Below are 19,502 nucleotides of genomic sequence, written 5' to 3'. Positions count from 1 at the left end.
CGTCAGGCCAGCCAGTCAAGGCTGAGCAGTAGCCGCCCCTGTTGCCCTGAAGGGGACCGATGCACCAGGCCTGCGCCCTCGTTGCCCTGCCATTTCTCGCCTTTCAGTATCCCTACCTCGCCGGGCTGCAGGCGCTTTATGTTATCCACAGGAAGATCAGCTGTGTGTAACTCTCCACGCCGGCTATCCTGCTCTTGCAACCATTCACTACCCGGACCCGCATAGGTAGTGAGCAGGCGTAATGGCACGTTATCCACATGGAAGCGCGGGCACATAGGACCGTCCAGTACCCGCAGACGTAAACCGACCCGACGTGCGCCAACCAGGCAGGTGTACGCCGCCACCAACCACGTCACATCGGCAACGAAGGCCTCATAGCCAAGTAAATCCGACGCTTCACGCAGCAGATCGGGCAGTACTGGCATCTGCTGCTCGTCCACATCGATTACCCGCTGATCAGCCAGGGGCTGACCAAGGCTTATGGCCAATTCAGAAAAGTCCTGTAACTGTGCCGGCAGGCGCCGGCGCCAAACGGCCAGGTTCACGCCGTCCTGCAGCACTTCAGCCAGAACTTGCGGGCTATCGCCGTGCACCTGAAAGATATCCACAGCCCGAGTTGCCGCGTTCATGCCGCCTCCTCGTGCCATGGGCCAAACGGATCGGGCAGGCGTAACCAACCCATGTGGCCCAAGTCCATTTCCTGATCCGTCAACAGGCAGCCATCAAGGGCTGTGGATAATTTTCCGAAGTCGATATTCTGCCCGATGAACACCAACTCCTGGCGGCAATCACCGGTCTCAGCAGTCCAGTGTTTCAAGATCGCGCTGGTGTTATCCACATCCTGCGGCCACTGATCGCGCGGTACGAAGCGCCACCACCGGCCAGCCAGGCCATGGCGCATCATGCCGCCCGCTTGCGACCAGCTACCGGCTTCCTGATACTTGCTGGCCAACCAGAAAAAACCCTTGGAACGCAGTAACCGCCCGTTAGTCCAGTGAGTGTGGATAAAGTCGAAAAAGCGCTGTGGATGAAGCGGACGTCGTGCCTGCCAGGTCATGGCCGCGATACCGTACTCTTCGGTTTCGGGCACATGCTCACCGCGCAACTCCTGCAACCAACCCGGTGCCTGGGCTGCCTGATCGAAGTCGAACAGGCCAGTGTCCAGAATACGCGTCAGCGGCACCTGCCCCATGACCATGGGTACGATCTGAGCCCGGGCATTGAGGCTGCGCAGAATGGCGGTGAGTTCTTCGCGCTCATGTTGGCTGATAAGGTCGATCTTGCTCAGCAGCAGCACATCGGCGAATTCGACCTGCTCGATCAGCAGATCGCTGATTGACCGCTCGTCTTCTTCGCCCAAGGTTTCGCCACGGCTGGCCAGGCTGTCTGCCGCCTGATAGTCGCGCAGGAAGTTCAGGCCATCGACCACGGTGACCATGGTGTCCAGGCGCGCCATATCGGACAGACTGCGGCCCTGTTCGTCGCGGAAAGTGAAGGTTTCGGCCACCGGTAATGGTTCGGAGATACCGGTGGACTCGATCAGCAAATAGTCAAAACGCCCTTCTTCGGCCAGCCGCGCCACCTCTTCAAGCAGGTCTTCACGCAACGTGCAGCAGATGCAGCCGTTGCTCATCTCGACCAGTTTCTCTTCAGCGCGGTTGAGGCTGACATTGCGCTGCACCTCACTGGCGTCGATGTTGATTTCACTCATGTCATTGACGATGACCGCGACCCGCAGGTTGTCGCGGTTGCGCAGCACATGGTTGAGCAGTGTGCTCTTGCCGGCGCCCAGGAAGCCGGACAGCACGGTGACGGGGAGACGATTGGGCATGGCGAACCTCTTCAGGCAGACGCATTCGAAACGATGCATTGCACAATGTTATAAAGTAACAATACAATTTCGCCAAGCCGTTCTCGACGGACGAGTGCTCACCGGGGATGAAAAATGAATCTGCCAAGCGTCTTGGCGTTGCTGATGCTGGTCATGCCGACTTCACTGCTGGCTATGCCAAAAGGCAGTGCATTGGCGCTTTGTACGCGAAGCGCCACGCTGCTCGCCTGCCAGGACGGCAAAGGCAGTTACTACAGCGTGCGCACCGAAGGCAGCACGTTCTACCTGCGCGGCTACGACTTCGACAGCCGGCGCCTGTGGGCACAAACCAACAGCCGCTACGGCACATTGACCTTTTTTACCGGCCTGGCCAGCGATGGAGAGGCCTGGGTGGGTTACAGCCGCCGCGTTGGCTGGACCACTTTGAACCGCGTATCCAGCTCCAGCGGGCAGCGCTTCAATCTGCATTGCAGTTTGATCGGCGGTTGCCGTTGATGCCTTTACTTGCTTGGAAAGCCAAATGACTCAGCTCAAGCTCCCCGATATCGCCGCACAAACTCAAGCGTATGCCGTGCCATTGAATTGGGTTGGCATGTGCGGAATCGCCCTGCCAGTGCAATTCGAAGGGCGCACCGCGGCTGCCAAAGTCGACGCAGGAGTTAGCCTGGTAGACGGCAGTTCACGCGGCATACACATGTCGCGGCTTTACCTTGCGCTGGGGTCATTGGAACACCAGCCTCTCACACCACTCGCCATCCGGCAGCTTCTGGAGGATTTCCTCAGCAGCCACGCAAGCCTTTCTTCCGCAGCCTACTTGCGCTTCAGCTTCGAGCATCTGCTGAACAGGCCCGCCTTGATCAGCCCATTGGCGGGCTGGAAAAGCTACGCCGTAACGGTAGATGCCAGGATCGAAAATGAAGTGTTCCACGTGGAACTATCCGTTTCTGTTCCTTACTCCTCAACCTGCCCATGCTCGGCTGCACTCGCACGGCAGCTGATTCAGCAGCAGTTTCAGACGCACTTCAGCGAACAGAAAATCGAAAAAGCTGCAGTACTGCAATGGCTTGGCAGTGCCGAAGGGATTGTTGCTACGCCTCATAGCCAACGCAGTACCGCGCAGGTTCAGGTACGGCTAAACAGCAATCAGCAGGTGTTGCCCATCACCGAGTTGATCGACCGCATAGAGGCTAGCCTGGGGACAGCGGTGCAAACCGCCGTAAAGCGCGCAGACGAGCAAGCCTTCGCGTTGGCCAACGGGCAAAACCTGATGTTCTGTGAAGACGCCGCACGCCGCCTGCATAAGGCTCTACGGCAAATGGAATGGAGCACAGCCTTCAAACTACGCGTGGAACATGCAGAGAGCCTGCATGCCCACGACGCTGTAGCAACCAGCCAGTGGCAATGGGACGTCAGCTGCGCGGTTTGACCGTGCCGCAGTCATTGCCCAGCCACACCGCACGGGTGTTCATGCTGCCTTGCTGCTGCACACCCGATGCGTTGAATGTGCCGCTTACCTGGGTAGTGAATTCCCGATCACTGAGGAATGTGGCCTGGCCACTCCCTTGGGCCTTCGGGCAACTGAACTGAAACTTCCACACATTACCGGTGCGGTCTGTGATCTTCTGCGTGCAACCTGACTTCGGGTCCTGCAGCGGGATGTCGTTGGTTGCCACCTGTTCTGGCGTCAGGCACGAACGTACACCCTTACCGCCTACGCTTACCCCCTGTTTGGCCAACACCCCTTCCATCATTGCGCGCTGCTCTGGCGGCAGGTTCTTCAACTGGCCGAGCATGAATTCCATGTCGGGTAGCGGCTTGCCATCGACCTGCATATTGCTGGTGGTCAGCTCCCACAAACCTGGTTGCAGCATCTGGGCATGCACCAGCGGGCTGCTCATACCTAGGGCCAACGCCAACAGTGGCAGACGAATCTTCATGGACGAACGCTCCTGGAAAAAAGCCGGCCAAGCGGGCCGGGCTGAGCCTTAGACGCCAAATCCACCTTCGGGTTGCAAGGCGGACCGGGAACGTGTTCTGTTACCTCAAGTGTACTCGGCAAGCAGGATGCATATGGATTACCACAGCCCCTACTTCTTTGGTTACCTACTCGGCCTGATACATCTGCTGGGGATCGTAGCCGCACTGCACGCGGTGTTCACCGTGCGGACTGCCCAAGGCGCGATTGCCTGGGCCATGCCCTTGTTCTTCATCCCCTACCTCACCTTGATTCCCTATCTGGTCTTCGGTGCCCGATCGTTCTATGCCTACATCAAGGCGCGGCGCCAGGCCAACCAGGAAATGCACGTGGCCATGGCCAACCTCAACTGGCGGCCCTGGGTTGAGGAAGCCCTTACTGCCCGTGAGTCGGAAAGCTACGCAGCCTTGCGCGCCATGCCCAAGCTGGGTCGCATGCCATGCCTGGCAAACAACCAGGTGAAACTGCTGATCAATGGCCAGGCCACATTTGATGCCATTTTCGCTGCCATCGAGAAAGCCCGCGATGTGGTGCTGGTGCAGTTCTTCATCATTCATGACGACACCCTTGGCAAAGCGCTGCAGCAACTGTTGTTACGCAAGGCCGCCGAAGGGGTGCAGGTGTTCGTGCTCTACGACCGTGTCGGCAGCCACGCCTTGCCGGCCAGTTACAGCCAGGTGCTGCGTGACGGTGGTGTGCAGATCCATGCCTTCGCCACCCGCCGCGGCTGGTTCAATCGTTTCCAGGTCAACTTCCGCAACCATCGCAAGATCGTGGTGGTGGATGGCCTGGTCGGTTTCATCGGCGGGCACAACGTGGGTGACGAGTACCTGGGTAAGCACCCGCAGCTTTCACCCTGGCGCGACACCCATGTGCAGATTAGCGGGCCGGTGCTGGCCTGCCTGCAAGAATCGTTCGCCGAAGACTGGTACTGGGCCACGCGCCAGCTACCGCCACTGATCCTGCCAGATGCCTACCCGGACAACGGTGTCCTGTGCCAGGCCTTGGCCAGCGGCCCGGCAGACCCACAGGAAACCTGCTCGCTGTTCTTCCTTGAAGCAATTCACTCCGCCACCCGCAGAGTGTGGATCACCAGCCCTTACTTCATTCCTGACGAGGCCGTGTTCGCCGCCTTGCGCCTGGCGGTGTTGCGAGGGGTCGATGTGCGCGTGCTGATTCCATCACGGCCGGACCACCGCATTGTCTATGCCGCCTCCAGCCTGTTCGCCTTTGAAGCGGTACGCGCAGGGGTGCGCGTGTTCCGTTACCAGCCAGGGTTCCTGCATCAGAAGGTGGTGTTGGTGGATGACGACGTCAGTGCGATTGGCAGTGCCAACCTGGACAACCGCTCGTTCCGCCTGAACTTCGAAATTACCCTGCTGACAGTCGACCGCAGCTTCGCCGACCAGGTCGAGCACATGCTGAACGATGACTTTGAACAGGCACGGGAGATTACTGCAGAGGACAGCCGCGATACGCATCGACTGCAACAACTGGGGATGCGCATTGCGCGGCTGATTTCACCGATTCTCTAAAAGCGTGTTTTTACTTAAGTCCCAGTGGAAGCGCACTCGCTCACTTCCACTGGGACTTGAGTAATCAGCGATACAGGTCCTCACGCGTCCAGGGCAGGTTATGGTGCCCATCGGCGTATGGCTTCACCGCCAAGATTTGGTGCAGGTTGATCCAACCCTTCTGGAAGGCATAGGCACACCCGGCCAGGTACAACCGCCAAATACGCAGTGTCTTCTCGGGCACCAGCGCCGCCGCCTTGTGCAACTGGTTTTCCAGGTTCTCGCTCCAGTGGTGCAGGGTCTTGGCGTAGTGAAGGCGCAGGCTTTCCACATCCACCACTTCCAACCCCGCTTCACAAATACTGGCGCTGATCATCGACAGGTGCGGCAACTCGCCGTGGGGGAACACATAGCGGTCGATGAACTCACCAGCACCTCGCCCCACCGGTCGGCCATCGACGTGCTTGGCGGTAATGCCGTGGTTCATTACCAGCCCCCCTTCCCTCACAGCGCCGAACAGCTTCTGGCAGTACAGCGCCAGGTTGGCATGCCCGACATGTTCGAACATGCCCACGCTGACAACCTTGTCGAAGCGGCCATCCTGGGGCAGGTCACGGTAGTCGAGAATCTGCAAGTCGACCTTGTCGGCTAGCCCCTCGGCCTTGACGCGCTGGCGACCCAGCTTGAGCTGCTCCTTGCTCAAGGTAATGCCGAACACCTTGGCGCCATACTCGCGGGCCGCAAAACGCGCCAGCCCTCCCCAGCCGCAGCCAACGTCGAGCAGGTAGTCGCCGGCATCGAGGCGCAGCTTGCGGCACAAGTGGTCGAACTTGTCCTGCTGCGCCTGGTCGAGCGTGTTGTCGGGCTCGCGGAAGTAAGCGCATGAATAGGCCATGTCCTGATCCAGCCATAGCTGGTAGAACGCGTTGGAGACGTCATAGTGATAAGAGATGGCTTCGGCGTCAGTGCTCTTGTCGTGGGCAAGCCTCTGCGGCAGCACTTCTTCCTCACCGGCCAGCAATGCTTCGCTCAGCTCATCACACACGCGGATGGCCTCGCCAATATCGCCCTCCAGCTCCAGCTTGCCTTCAACAAATGCGGTGCCTAGCTGATCCATGCTTGGATGGGTCAACTGGCTGATGAGCTGTGGTTCCTTGACCAGGATGGTGACCTGCGGGCTAGGCCCCAGATCGAACTGGTTGCCGTCCCACAGTTTCAGCCGCAGCGGCAGATGCAGGCTCTGCAATGCCGGTGGAAGTTGAGCAAGCATGAACAACCCTCCTATCCCTAATTGACTACGACGCCTGATATTTCGAACGTCGCCGCAACAGAGTAGTTCATTGGTGGGATGTTTCCTCTAAACAAGACCATGGTCTAGAACCAACTGTTCTTATCCATGCAGTGGATTGTATACAATCTTTCCTTCTCAGCTTAACCTTATGCCCCTCTCGCGCTTCTACATCCTGGAGTTGAACCCATGAAATCTTATGACGTGGTGATCATCGGCGGTGGCCCTGGCGGCTACAACGCCGCCATCCGCGCTGGCCAGCTGGGCCTTAGCGTCGCCTGCGTGGAAGGCCGCTCGACCTTGGGCGGCACCTGCCTGAACGTTGGTTGCATGCCTTCCAAGGCACTGCTGCATGCTTCCGAGCTTTACGAAGCCGCCAGCGGTGACGAATTCGCCCACCTCGGTATCGAAGTCAAGCCCACCCTCAATCTCGCCCAGATGATGAAACAAAAGGATGAGAGCGTGACCGGCCTGACAAAGGGCATCGAGTACCTGTTCCGCAAGAACAAAGTCGACTGGATCAAAGGCTGGGGGCGCCTGGATGGCGTGGGCAAGGTCGTGGTCAAGGCCGAAGACGGCAGCGAAACTGCGCTGCAGGCCAAGGACATCGTCATCGCCACCGGCTCCGAGCCAACCCCCCTGCCAGGCGTGACTATCGACAACCAGCGCATCATCGACTCGACCGGTGCGCTGTCGCTGCCGCAAGTGCCCAAGCACCTGGTCGTCATCGGTGCCGGCGTAATCGGCCTTGAGCTGGGTTCGGTCTGGCGCCGGCTGGGTAGCCAGGTCACCGTCATCGAATACCTCGACCGCATCTGCCCAGGCACCGACACGGAAACCGCCAAGACCCTGCAGAAGGCACTGGCCAAGCAAGGCATGGTGTTCAAGCTGGGCAGTAAAGTGACCCAGGCTACTGCAAGTGCCGATGGCGTGAGCCTGACGCTGGAGCCTGCCGCTGGCGGCACCGCAGAATCGCTGCAGGCCGATTACGTGCTGGTGGCTATCGGCCGCCGCCCTTATACCAAAGGGCTGAACCTTGAAAGCGTGGGCCTGGAAACCGACAAGCGTGGCATGCTCGGTAACGAGCACCACCGCACTTCAGTGCCAGGTGTGTGGGTGATTGGCGACGTCACGTCCGGCCCGATGCTGGCGCACAAGGCCGAAGACGAAGCGGTAGCCTGCATCGAGCGCATCGCCGGCAAGCCCCACGAGGTCAACTACAACCTCATCCCTGGCGTGATCTACACCCGCCCAGAGCTGGCCACCGTGGGCAAGACCGAGGAGCAGCTCAAAGCAGAAGGACGCGCCTACAAGGTCGGCAAGTTCCCCTTCACCGCCAACAGCCGGGCCAAGATCAACCACGAGACCGAAGGCTTCGCCAAGGTCATCGCCGATGCCCAAACCGATGAAGTACTGGGCGTACACCTGGTAGGGCCAAGCGTCAGTGAAATGATTGGTGAGTTCTGCGTGGCCATGGAGTTCTCGGCCTCGGCAGAAGACATCGCCCTCACCTGCCACCCGCACCCGACGCGCTCCGAGGCCCTGCGCCAGGCAGCGATGAATGTGGACGGCATGGCGATGCAGATCTGACCGCAGCTGTTCGCAGCAGTGGCCATTCAAGATCAGGATGCAAGCGGCCAGGTTAACGTAGCCATTGATTGTGAATGACGATCCTGATCGTATGCCTGGGTGCGCTGTTTCCTCGAAAAGGTCGCGGAAAGCTATGCAGCTATGGTCTAGCTGGCCTGCTCTATTCGGTGTTTGCGACATCTCTTTTCGTACAGAGCCTAGCCCCTGTCTGAAAAGCCTTGATTCTCGGTGATGCTCCTTTGAAAACCGCCCAGGAATGCTCATTTACTCCAGTAAACTGCGCTTCCTCGGCGGTTTCGCCTTGCCTGACCATCTTCTCAGACTCTTCAAAAAGAGCCTAGAACCCTCATTACTCACAAAAATCTGCTTTGTTTTTTTCGCCTCAATTGCACATTCTCTTGTCTAATTTCCCCTGTTTTCTGTTGAAAGTAGTAAATAGCACAATGACAGATACTATTGCTAAAGTTCCCCAACCATAAGCATAGGTACCAAGGCTATCCCGTGATAAGCCAATAATCGGGGGAATCAATACAACGGAGAGCTGATTAGCTGTCATGGCCATTCCCAGCGCAAAACCCTTGCGATCAGCAGGAGCAGTTTCTGCAATGTAAGCTACCCATGGACCGTACCATCCGTATGCAAAAAAACCAGTGAACGCCATAAAAACACTTAGCATTAACAAATTTTTTGTATTCAAAAAGGGTAACAGCATCAATATGGCCGCTACCGCACCGAGACAAGTCATCACGGGGTAGTACCTTCCTGACTCACAATGATCACTCCAAGCCGCTAGGACAACCCTTCCGACTATGCCTGCCCCTAGCACCACGAAGAACATCATCGTCGCAGTAGATCTATCAAGCCCAACTGAGGTATAAAGATACAAAACTAAGAAGACTGAAATGGCATACTGTGAGGCAGTGAGACTAGCACCGGACACCATGATTTTTCTCATGGCAGGTTCGGTTACCATAGACAGTCGGGACACAGCCGCCAATTTTAGATTGATTTTTTTTCTTTCGATGCCCTGACTTATCTCAGGTTTTTTATACAGCAAAACAAATAAGATGGCACCAAACAACGCTACAAGTCCGCCCACCAAAAAAGCTGTTTGAACAGAGTATTGGCTGGCAAAAAATGGAAGTAGTAACGCGGCCATGGCGCCGCCCAGGGGTAATCCAGCTTGTCGAATACCCATTGCAAAACCTAGCTGACTACCTTGAAACCAATTAGATACAGACTTGCTTCCTCCGGGCTGAGCCGTGCTGTATCCAAAACCTAATAGTACTAGGATCATAAGCAATTCAGTGTAAGAATTTGCCAGCGCTGCGCAGCACAATGAAACGCCAACGATTACTGTTCCTACACCAACAACAAATCGCTCACTGTACCTATCCAATAGCTCGCCAGCAATCAATAGACCAAAAAGCGGAATCAACTGTGCTGCCGAAACCAATGTGCCGATCTGCCAATTACTGAGGCCCATCTCGGACTGAACATTTAACGCGATAGCCCCAAAGCCTTGAACGAAAAAACAAGCGCTAGCTTGTGCAAAAGTAGCCACAGCTAAAATTACCCAACGATAATTCTTATTTGGAAAATTCATGCGTCAAATCCCCCACTTCTAAAAACCTGACACTAAGACGTTGCGTTGACATTTGAAGTTCTCTGCCTGCACCAATGAAATTTCCAGTTTCTAACAACGTATGTTAGTTGACTGACCAACCAACGATCAAAAATTAGCGGTCAAGGTTTTGATGTCTGTGCAGAAGCCATTTTTCGAAAACACCTTGCGATAGCCAATAATATCTTGCTTACTTGTAAAGATAACAGCTTTTAAAGGCTGGCTAATGGAAGCGTGCTTTTTTTTCACTGTAGATGCGACCCGCAGAGCAACTTTTTTTGCAGGGTCGAGCCAATTCTGAACGGATGGGAATATCCCTTCCAAGTCTTTAATTACATGAGGGAAGTGAGTGCAACCAAGGATAACTGTGTCAATTGAAAATCGCTGTTTTGTAGTGAGATGGTCATCCACAAGCTTAGTGAAACTAGCAAAACTTGCTACCTGCCCTGCCAATCGGGCTTCAGACAGTGCTACCAACGGCTGCGCAGCTATTGGCCATATATTGGCCCGATTTCTTGTTATGGCCATCGCGCGGCGAATATACCTACTCTTAACCGTGCCGGGAGTGGCAAGTAATACGATATTTTTTTGGTCGGAAATTTCAACAGCTTCCTCTAGGGGGGCGTTATTAAGAAACAGTGCTGAACACATGAGTCTAGACCATAGTCCTTCATAGCGACGGAAGCGGTATTACACGCTACAACGATAGCTAACGGCCTAATTTGTGTATAGAGCTGATCAATTAAATGCTGTACCCTTTGAGAAATTTCAGCCCCGGACTTGCTACCGTACGGGAACCATTCATTATCTACCACATAGAGTATACTTGCCTCAGGAAGTAGAAGTTCCAGTTGCCGGGACAGTGTTAGCCCCCCTACGCCAGAATCCAATACTACAATTGGCCGCTTCGCACTCAACCATTGACTGCTATATAGTTTATTTTCGTCATCCAGCCAAAAGCTGAAGGCAATCGCCAGTGAACTATTGAGGATATGCATCGGCCTTCACCCTATGCATTGATAGCGCGAGTATCTACCGAGTCCCGCATTTCTCGGGACTTCCTCAGGCTTGATGCGAATACAACCCGAGATAGCCAACGGGCGCCACCACCGTAATTAGCATTGAACGAATCACGTGCATGTACACACCGGTAGTTATCGATGAAGACACAATCCGCTTGCTCAAGTATGAGTGTCACGCGATTTTCTGAAAAGTGATTTAAGAGTTTTTCCAACGCTTGACGTTCGATGCCTTCATATTCCCCGACATCCAAAGTGGCTGCATTAATTTTTACACAGGGTGCGTCTCTATGGCCAAATAGAATTGTCTGGGCGTTTTCTTCGACCACGTCAGATGTGTTGTGTATTGGGTTGTGAGAAATTCTAAACCTCGACTCAAATAGCACATTCATTTCTTCCTCGCTAAGCTTGATGCCATCAATGCTCGAAAGAACTGTCGCTGCACGTTCATCATTACGCATGCACACGAGCCCTAAGTACTCTGGTCGAGCAGGGTGAAATGCATCTTCTACATGGAATCCAAAATCGAGAACAGACCCAGAACTTGAATTGGCAATGCATCCATACCCTTTAAACGGTATAATATTGTTATACAGGCTACCCCCGCGCTGCGAAGTGAATCCGATACCTTCGCCCAGTAATGACCCGTATAGGCCATGCAAGATTTTTGCGTCACTCAAACAATAGTCTTCTTCTAATTCAATATACCCTTTTGGCGTTGCCCCTGCACCATGTCGAAGAACGGGATTCCCGGAAACTAGAAGAGCCGCAAATTCTTCTTTTCGTTTGAAGTCGTAGAATACTTTACGAATGCTTCGTGGCAATTCTTGGGCATACAGAACTGCTTTTTCCATAAAGCTGTACTGATTTGTCATTCCGGGCTCTTTAATAACCTCATCCAACAAACCCCGAACTTGCAGTTTTTCATAATGGGTAAGAACAAGCTTCTTTACTTCAGTCACCACAATATGTTACCCCTTCGTATCTGTGATCAAACCTGTCGAAACCTATCTTAGGCACTGGTCGAAATTTAAGACTCCACGTCCTTCGATTGACCGTAGACTTGGAAATTGGCAACCTTTTCTGTCTTATATTTAATGTCGAAAAATATCCAATCACGGTTGTTTTGATGTAAGAATTACGATAAGGAAATTTGCTGGGCATGGTCAATATTCAAAGACGTAGGGTATTTCTTATTCTTTTGTGCGAAAAATAAAATCGCGGATTTTGAAAGCATTGAAAGCTATAATTTTGCGGAACAAAAAATGCACCACTTCGAAAGATGCGGTGCATTTAAATGAGAATAGGGGCAAGTAGCTTGGTCCAGAACGTACACGTTGAAACGTATGACGCTGCGAACTCTACAAAATGCTTCAGCGGGGTAGTAATTGGGTTTCCGGAATTTCGTACAAAACCTAGAATATCTTCAAAACTCTCGCAGACCTCAGAATATCTAAGTCAGAGTCGTGGAACTGTAAGTAAAGGTTTCGTTCAACATCCGAAAGGGGCATTTCATCAGGTTGGATTCGCAACAGCACGGGTTGCGGGTCCCTGAAGAGCAGAAAAGGTAAGGGGCGAAGCTTCAGACGAAGGGCCGGAAGCCTCGCAGGAGACGATGAGATGGACCTCACCGGCTCCTGCGACAGCTTTAATTCTCTAAACCCAATTTTGTGATCGTAGACATTAAAGTCTGTCTCGTATCAGCACGAATCTTGGGGCCTGTAGCGTGGTGGAATGAGTTTTAAAGTCTGTCTCACCCTACCGCTGGGGAAGCTTTTCGGTTCTGAAAAATATTAAAAACTGTCTCGCATCCAACCAGAAGCAACCCTCAGCCTGACGATGAACAGGTAGGCCGCGCAGAATGCGTAACCTGAAGAGGTCTGCTCTGAAACTCTGTTGGCAATGGTCTCCCCTCAGAGACCCTTGTAAGCCCGGCCCAGATGGCGGGCTTTCTGCTTTCTTGCTGCAATGCTAGGGGAGCAGTGGCCAGCATACCGATCCCAGCGGCGCCTTTGTGAAAGCGGGATTCTCCTTATAGAAGCGTAGGCGACTCGCACGCATTACAGGTCGGGGTAATTGGCTTCCTCTCTCGACTGAGTCTCATGCCATTCCTCCCAATGCTTCCGCACTGCTTTAAATTGCTCGGGACAGACGGTACGGGGCCTGTACTCTTCAATATCTCGCGTATCTGTCGCAAACAAGTAGTAATGGGCCCCGGTCAAAATCATCGTCCTAAAAAAAGCTGCTTCAGCCAGACTCAGCGTGGTGCCGCGCCGAGGGCACGGTGAGCCAACACACGTGAACAGAAGATGCTTGGGACTGAGTGGCATGAACAGCTGTGTGCCTGGAACATCCCAACCGCCTTCAAGACTAAATGTTCCATTCGCTCCAGCTCCTACCCTCATGAATGGGTTATCGGACGTTGGCCAGGTGACTCCTGGCGGCGCGTGGAGGATGGTCCAACGATGATTTGGCATCCGATTGATAGTGCCCTTGAGCACTTGTTCAATCTGCCAGAGCCAAAACTTCCGCCCGACCAGAATCTCGGCTTTGATGCCTTCTTCGCCATCCTCATTCTTCACACGATGAATCTTCAGCGGAAGTTTGCAGTGTGGGTCTAAAACCGGAGGGGGTTCAAGTTGAACTCCAGCGGCTGACGCTGCCTCGATTTTGCGCACTGACGATTCCATGACCTCAGTTAGCAATGCCTCAAGCGTTTCATTTTGGCGTTTGATAAAGATCTGCATTTGCGCAGGAGTACGGACCGATTGCGCAACAGCAAAGCGGAACAAATTGTTCCAATCCTCTCGGGTCAACCGCGACTCGCTCACTACCTTTTCGATGGATGCCAGTCCAGGAGTTTCGAAGTCACGTTCAAGCCATCGCTCGACTTCGTCGCTGGCTTCAGAGCCAGACAAACGAGTATAAAGATGCCGAAGCACCGCCACGCTTTTGGTTGAATGCGGCTTCCAAATCGCGCTTTTTTCATGGGGTACTAGCAGACGATAGGCAAGGACTTTTCCCTCTATCGTCCAGTGCTTCAGATACGACTGCGGTACGTAATGGTTGTCCTTTTTGAAGCCTTTCATTCCCTTCTACTTCCTCAAATGCCTTGCCACTTGGCAGCCGTGCTCGCAGGCGTGGCTCGCCAGCGACCCTTATCCCGAAGCATCCTGGACGAAGTCCAGCGTCGCCCCTATTTCCTTTTTGTTGGCATGCCGTTTCCCGCCTCGCGCATCAGCTTTCTCGGCAGCCGCTTGCTGATCATCAGGAGATGGCCAACGAGTACCAAATCCCCTCACCAAATAGCGGTTAGTCCGGTCAAATTCGTACTCGCTCTGGAATTCACCTGGCCTGAACGATATCAGCCGGGAATCGTACAATCGGGTGTTGGGCCATGCAAGCTAACAGTTCCTTGGCACACTCTCCCATAACTCTCTTCGCTTACGTGAGAATGCAATGTTCCCTAGTATTTTTTAGCAGTTCGTATTCTTGGTGAAAGTTATAGCTTGTCTGGCGGACTTGGGTGTACCAGTGGTTTTTTCAGTCATGTAAGTTGCAGCTTTATAATTTAAGGTGGCGATGATTTCATCCTACTGGCGATTTTCGAAAGTGGTGCTATTCTGAAAGTCATGAAAATTTCTCGATGCGCCATCGGTAGTAAATGAAGTGTAGTAGAGATATTTAATGGTGATTTACTTCTAAGATTTAATAATCGAAATCAGAAAGCTGTTATCGATTACAAGGAGTTGCTATGAGTCGAAACATTTTGGCGCCTCTTATTCCCGTGTGCGAGGGGAAAGAAAACGATCTATCAACTGGCTCGGCGCAACACATTATTGAGTCAGATTTGATCGACTCACAGAATGACGCATTTCCGCTTAATAGTTGCGTGCGAAGGGGTTTGGTAAGCTGGTCGATGGAGGGTAGCCAAAGTAATCGATCTGTAGACACGCAAGGGCCGTTTGATAAGCGCGCATTCCGATATGACGGCGTAACAGACCATGAGTGCCCTGGCAATCAAAACACGCCCGCATTGCCCTCGATTTGGTTTGTAGAGGAGGTGAAGGGTTTCAGAATGGTTCTTTCCGAAGAGTGGTATTCAGGTGACGCGAATCACACTAGATATACGTTATTTTTTGATATGCAGTTTATAAGTGTTTCTCAATCATTTGGGATAGCTGCGGGGCGGAGATGTAAAGGCGGAGTTCAGGATACTGAAGGAGACATGGCGATTACCTTATCCCTGCGCCAGCGTCGTGTTGCTGATAAGCATATTTTAATGGTTTTTTCTCTTGCCGGAACAATCTGGAAGGATCAAGAGGGTGGGATTGGTAATTTCATTTTAAATATATTAAATGGGACAAATAACCAGCTATTGCACTCTGAGCCGATACTTGCTCCATATCGAAAAGTCATGCTTTTGACAGATATTTATTCAACTGATCTTGTCCCTGATGGGCATGAATTCAAGGTTGAGATAAGACATGACTGTGTTCATAAAACCCAGTCTCTAGGTAAGTACTCGATGGCAGGGGCTAGATTTGATTCCTGCTTGGCGATAGAAACTGCGAGGCAAGAGATATAGGGAGGTTGATATGAGTGATATATCGTGCGGATTAGCGGTGGAGGATCTCGATTCGATTGCAAAAAAAATTAGGGAAAAATTTCCTTCGCTGCTTCCTGGCGAAGATACTGATTATCCAGCTTTCCACGCACCGGAAGCACAATTGATAGAACGTGCCATACAGGTAAATTTGGGAGCTAGTTTATCCTGCTTTGCAATGGAGCAACTGTTAGAAGAAGCTGCAGTTTTGGTATCAAGATGTGCTCAGGCAAGAGAGCTCAAGTTGGATCTTGAGGCCAAGGCGCTTGATTTTTGGCTTGAAGTTGAGAGTCTGGAGGCACAAGAGTTAGTCCGCCGACGGCAGATTGCCGCTGGAGAGTTCTCGCTGTCAGGTCATACGAGCCGATTAGAAGCTGAACTTCACGATACCTCAGAACAAAGCTTTTCAGAGGCGCTTAAACTTAAGCGCATTGCCGAGAGTATCCGGGGTACTGGAAGTAGACTGGGACAGGAGCGTGTCCAGCTCTCGGGTTCAGTAGCATCTCTGTCAGCATATACTAATTTTGCAGCTGTAAGAAAAGCTGCTGAAGAACTAGCTGAGAATACCTTGAGCTGTGAGTTGATTTCTGCTCAGGCAGATACATTTTCTACAAATCCAAGCGTGGTGTTCCACTCAAAAATGAAAGAGGTAGCAGATAGCCGAGTAAAATACGAGCTAGTTAATGAGGCGGCGAAAGGCGATCTATTCGAAATTGAAGTCAGCGCGCGGAAAAAGCGGGCCGCATTTGCGGTTCAGCCAGGAGTTGGTCTGAACTATAGAGAGCGAATGCTTGAGAATCAGGCTCTCTTCGAAAGGGATTTTATAAGTGCTTACAGTCGGGCGGTGGCAGTAAGGGAAGGTTTTGAGTCGATATTGGGTATTTCAGTTCCCATTCCTGGTCCAGCGGCTTCGCTTTCCGATTTTATAGTTTGGATCAGAGAGCGTACTGAGGATCTAGCTAGTCTTTCAGGGCGCGAAATTGTTACCTCTATTTCTTTTTCACTGCGTACACTATGTGGTGCTCAAGGATGGCAAGAAGGCGTAGCAACGGGAAGTTTTATATTTAACGTTCCAGCCTCGCAATTTGGCGATCTAAAGTGCGTCCGGATAAGGGGAGCAAGAAGTTTCTTGAAGACTAATGCTGTAGGTTCTTGGTGCCTCAATTACAATCTTCCGACATCGGCTGAAATTATCCAGCTTGATGGTAAAAGCAAAATTTTATCTCAAGATAACAGCGCTTGTCTTTGGTTTGGGAGTGTGACGTCCCGTCGCCCAGATCATAGAGAGGCAAGCTGTGGCGGGCGCTCTGTCGTCGGTAGATCTGTTATTGGTCAGTGGACTGCTTTGGTGGCGTCGCAGTCTGATGAGGGCGAACCTCTTTCTGTGATTGATGACATTAAAATTGAGCTCGATATTATTGCTTATAGGTAGGCTGCTATGCCTGATAGGACTTTGACTCTCCATAATAGTAATGACTTGCTTCGCTTTAATTATTTGGCTGGTCTAAATTCGCTGCCGCCGGAACGATCTGATGCATATGTTGTTCGTGTATGGGGATTTCGACCGACTGATTTGTTGGAAAACTCAGTCGAAGTCGTGGGGCAGGGCTTTGCTGAACATTTAGCACGAGAAAAACCATCCGGCGCGCCAGGCATTGATATTGACGTCAGGTATAATACAGAGCATCTCCCAACGTGGGAGAGACCTATCGTTAGATCACCGGTTAGCGGAGAAGTAATTTTTTCAGGCGGTCAGTATGGCACTGTGCGTATAAAAGATAAGAATGGTTATGAGCACAGGATTCTTCACATGTATCTGGATTCTGAGGGGCCAATAGGTGGGCGCGTTTTCCCTCTCGGTAAATATGTAAAAAGAGGTGATCCGATCGGTGTGATTGGAGATGTTCACCCTCTCCGAAAAATCCGTGATCATGTGCATTATTCGGTAATAAAGCCAGATGGTGGCTTCGCAGATCCCAAGAAATTATATTTCGGTGAGGATGGTGCAGTTGAGCGTTACAAGTCATTTGAAGACCAACTCTTGGACAGCCTAATTCAGCGACGCAATGAACTAAGGCAGCAGGACTACGATAGAATTGATGCTCCCGATGTGTCTGGGCTCGCATGAGCTATTGGTAAACGCAGTATTCAAGTCGGCCCAGGAAGTCATCAAGGAGTTCTAGGTTGTCTTGGTCTTCGAGCAGGTCAATCGGCCTTTGCCGTCAAGCCCCATGGCAGGTTTAGTGAGCCATTGCTCGGATAGGTTGGGTGAACCTAATACGGCTAATGCTTTTGCATGTGCATACGCTGGGCGCAGGACCTGAATGCGTTGATCGTATGTGAGGTGCTTTCCTTAGACATCTCTAAGCCTCATAAGAGGCCCAAATAGAAGGTGCCCCGCAGATGTCGCCCAGCGCTTGGACATGCACCGTGCACAGCCTTTACGCCTGGCTCTAGGTCTACAGGGGCATTTATTTAGCTCTGCCATTCGCCCAGTCTTTCGGCGATCCGGGCCTCTAGAGCCTCCACTGATACACCATGGCTCAACACGAATTTTTCCGAAAGCGCGGAGATTTCCTTCAGTAGTCGCCCAGCTTCGTCCAACATAGATTGCAGCCTTCTGTGAAGATCGCTGTAGGCAACGTCGTCATCCAGAGCTTTCTTGCTATCTGCGTTTGAGCTATGTACCAACCAGTTTCGGTCCTTTAACAAGGCCTGGAACCTCTCCAGTACGTCATTAGGAATGTGTTCACTTTTGGATAGGCGCGAAATGCTACCTCCAAAGGTCTTCTTCTGGGCGTCGGTTACAAGGAGGTTGCCTTCTGAATCGCCCCTGGTTTCGTAGACACCTCCAAGCCTCATAATGAGGCCCAAATAGGAGGTGTCATGAGTCGTCAGCGTTACCCCGAAGAATTCAAAATCGAAGCGGTCAAGCAAGTGACCGAGAAAGGCAAGACTGTCGCCGATGTTGCCCAGCGCCTGGGCATGTCTGTTCACAGCCTCTACGCCTGGATCAAGCTCTACAGCAAACCCCAAGAGCAGCGTCAGCAAGACGATGAGCAGCAAGCCGAACTGCGCAAGCTTCGCGCAGAACTCAAGCGCGTGACTGAAGAGCGAGACATCTTAAAAAAGGCCGCCGCGTACTTTGCCAAGGAGTGCAACTGAAGTACGCCTTCATCAAGAAGCACTCGACGGATCACCCGGTGCGGCGCCTATGCCAAACCCTAAAGGTGCATCCCAGCGGCTACTACGCCTGGCTGACCGAGCCTCAATCTGCCCGAGCAAAAGAAGATCATCGTCTGCTTGGCTTGATCAAACATGCTTGGCTCGAAAGCGGAGGTGTGTACGGCTACCGCAAAATTCATGATGACCTGCGTGAGCTGGGAGAGACATGCGGGCGCAATCGAGTCGGACGCTTGATGCAGGCAGAGGGGTTGCGTTCGCAAACGGGCTATCGGCGGCGTCCAGGGTTTTACGGTGGAAAGCCAACAGTGGCCTCTCCCAACCATCTCGCGCGGCAGTTCAAAGTCAGTGAGCCGAATAAGGTCTGGGTAACCGATATCACTTACATCCGCACCTATGAAGGATGGCTGTACCTAGCGGTAGTCCTGGATCTGTTTTCCCGCCAAGTGATTGGCTGGTCAATGAAGCCCCGCATGTGCAGCGACCTGGCGCTTGACGCGATGTTGATGGCCGTGTGGCGCCGCAAACCACGGCAGCAAGTGATGATCCATTCAGACCAAGGCAGTCAATTCAGTAGCTCAGACTGGCAAAGCTTCTTGAAGGCCAACAATATAATCAGCAGCATGAGTCGGCGGGGAAATTGCCACGACAATGCCGTAGCCGAAAGCTTTTTCCAGCTTTTGAAGCGGGAGCGAATCCGACGAAAAATCTACGCAACACGTGACGAAGCCCGAAGTGATATTTTCGATTACATTGAAATGTTTTATAACCCAAGGCGCAGACACAGCAGTGCTATGCAGCTGTCGCCAGTAGAGTATGAGAAACGCTATTTTCTGAGCTTGGAGAGTGTCTAGGAAACCAGGGGCGATTCA

General features: G+C 52.6%; 16 protein-coding genes. 8 read left to right on the top strand and 8 right to left on the bottom strand.

Features of this window, described 5'->3' with window-relative positions:
* Positions 1 to 2: 2 nt before the first annotated feature.
* Together DM807_RS13300 and zigA are read right to left on the bottom strand one after the other, a co-directional pair.
* Positions 3 to 629: a DUF1826 domain-containing protein gene (locus DM807_RS13300; protein WP_012274888.1), complete on the bottom strand. Its 627-nt coding sequence runs from the start codon at positions 627 to 629 to the stop codon at positions 3 to 5.
* Positions 626 to 1,831, bottom strand: a complete 1,206-nt coding sequence (gene zigA / locus DM807_RS13295; protein WP_060494497.1) for a zinc metallochaperone GTPase ZigA — start codon at positions 1,829 to 1,831, stop codon at positions 626 to 628. The genes DM807_RS13300 and zigA overlap by 4 nt, the downstream gene beginning before the upstream one ends.
* Before the next feature lie 114 nt (positions 1,832 to 1,945).
* On the opposite strand from zigA, the gene DM807_RS13290 reads away from it, so the two are divergent.
* Both DM807_RS13290 and folE2 read left to right on the top strand, forming a co-directional pair.
* On the top strand, positions 1,946 to 2,326 hold the full coding sequence (locus DM807_RS13290; protein ID WP_060494496.1) for a hypothetical protein: 381 nt from the start codon (positions 1,946 to 1,948) through the stop codon (positions 2,324 to 2,326).
* A 25-nt stretch (positions 2,327 to 2,351) separates the two neighbouring features.
* Positions 2,352 to 3,257: a GTP cyclohydrolase FolE2 gene (folE2, locus tag DM807_RS13285; protein ID WP_179027454.1), complete on the top strand. Its 906-nt coding sequence runs from the start codon at positions 2,352 to 2,354 to the stop codon at positions 3,255 to 3,257.
* On the opposite strand, the gene DM807_RS13280 is transcribed toward folE2, so the two are convergent.
* Positions 3,241 to 3,768: a DUF3617 domain-containing protein gene (locus tag DM807_RS13280; protein ID WP_179027453.1), complete on the bottom strand. Its 528-nt coding sequence runs from the start codon at positions 3,766 to 3,768 to the stop codon at positions 3,241 to 3,243. The two genes, folE2 and DM807_RS13280, sit on opposite strands and share 17 nt — an antisense overlap.
* A gap of 133 nt (positions 3,769 to 3,901) precedes the next feature.
* On the opposite strand from DM807_RS13280, the gene cls reads away from it, so the two are divergent.
* Positions 3,902 to 5,341 (top strand): cardiolipin synthase, encoded by a 1,440-nt coding sequence (cls, locus tag DM807_RS13275; protein WP_060494493.1) that lies wholly within the window; start codon positions 3,902 to 3,904, stop codon positions 5,339 to 5,341.
* A gap of 64 nt (positions 5,342 to 5,405) precedes the next feature.
* Here the strand turns inward: cls and cfaB are convergent, their stop codons facing one another.
* Complete coding sequence (gene cfaB, locus DM807_RS13270) at positions 5,406 to 6,590, bottom strand: C17 cyclopropane fatty acid synthase CfaB (RefSeq protein WP_179027452.1); 1,185 nt, start codon at positions 6,588 to 6,590, stop codon at positions 5,406 to 5,408.
* A gap of 207 nt (positions 6,591 to 6,797) precedes the next feature.
* Here cfaB and lpdA point away from each other — a divergent pair, with 207 nt between their 5' ends.
* A complete protein-coding gene (lpdA, locus tag DM807_RS13265) occupies positions 6,798 to 8,198 on the top strand; it encodes a dihydrolipoyl dehydrogenase (protein WP_012274895.1) in 1,401 nt (466 codons plus the stop codon).
* Between the two features lie 382 nt (positions 8,199 to 8,580).
* On the opposite strand, the gene DM807_RS13260 is transcribed toward lpdA, so the two are convergent.
* The 4 genes from DM807_RS13260 to DM807_RS13245 all read right to left on the bottom strand — a co-directional run bounded on the left by DM807_RS13260 (position 8,581) and on the right by DM807_RS13245 (position 13,930).
* Positions 8,581 to 9,804: an MFS transporter gene (locus tag DM807_RS13260; protein WP_179027451.1), complete on the bottom strand. Its 1,224-nt coding sequence runs from the start codon at positions 9,802 to 9,804 to the stop codon at positions 8,581 to 8,583.
* A gap of 126 nt (positions 9,805 to 9,930) precedes the next feature.
* Positions 9,931 to 10,473, bottom strand: coding sequence for an aspartate/glutamate racemase family protein (locus DM807_RS13255; protein WP_179027450.1), 543 nt, complete (start codon positions 10,471 to 10,473; stop codon positions 9,931 to 9,933).
* Positions 10,474 to 10,831: 358 nt separating this feature from the next.
* The gene (locus DM807_RS27940) at positions 10,832 to 11,803 is read right to left on the bottom strand and encodes a TauD/TfdA family dioxygenase (RefSeq protein ID WP_179027449.1); all 972 of its coding nucleotides are present in this window, start codon (positions 11,801 to 11,803) and stop codon (positions 10,832 to 10,834) included.
* A 1,098-nt stretch (positions 11,804 to 12,901) separates the two neighbouring features.
* Entirely contained in the window at positions 12,902 to 13,930 is a 1,029-nt protein-coding gene (locus tag DM807_RS13245; protein WP_060514735.1) for a DUF4238 domain-containing protein, read from the bottom strand.
* Positions 13,931 to 14,595: 665 nt separating this feature from the next.
* Between DM807_RS13245 and DM807_RS13240 the strand changes: the two genes are divergently transcribed.
* From DM807_RS13240 to DM807_RS13225, 4 genes are all read left to right on the top strand, one after another.
* Positions 14,596 to 15,429 (top strand): hypothetical protein, encoded by an 834-nt coding sequence (locus tag DM807_RS13240; RefSeq protein ID WP_148043760.1) that lies wholly within the window; start codon positions 14,596 to 14,598, stop codon positions 15,427 to 15,429.
* 10 nt (positions 15,430 to 15,439) lie between these two features.
* Positions 15,440 to 16,879, top strand: coding sequence for a hypothetical protein (locus DM807_RS13235; protein ID WP_012274901.1), 1,440 nt, complete (start codon positions 15,440 to 15,442; stop codon positions 16,877 to 16,879).
* A 6-nt stretch (positions 16,880 to 16,885) separates the two neighbouring features.
* Positions 16,886 to 17,575 carry a M23 family metallopeptidase gene (locus DM807_RS13230; protein ID WP_012274902.1) on the top strand — a complete coding sequence of 230 codons (690 nt, stop codon included), beginning with the start codon at positions 16,886 to 16,888 and terminating at the stop codon, positions 17,573 to 17,575.
* A 758-nt stretch (positions 17,576 to 18,333) separates the two neighbouring features.
* Positions 18,334 to 19,484 (top strand): IS3-like element ISPpu22 family transposase gene (locus DM807_RS13225; RefSeq protein ID WP_085985440.1). Its coding sequence is split into 2 segments (ribosomal slippage): positions 18,334 to 18,568 and positions 18,568 to 19,484, totalling 1,152 coding nucleotides; the frame shifts between segments, so codons are not numbered across the junction.
* Positions 19,485 to 19,502: the final 18 nt, after the last annotated feature.

The organism is Pseudomonas hunanensis, assembly GCF_013393325.1.
GTDB lineage: Bacteria > Pseudomonadota > Gammaproteobacteria > Pseudomonadales > Pseudomonadaceae > Aquipseudomonas > Aquipseudomonas putida_P.
Note: the sequence above shows the minus strand (reverse complement) of the source record. Positions and strands in the feature narration are given on the sequence as shown.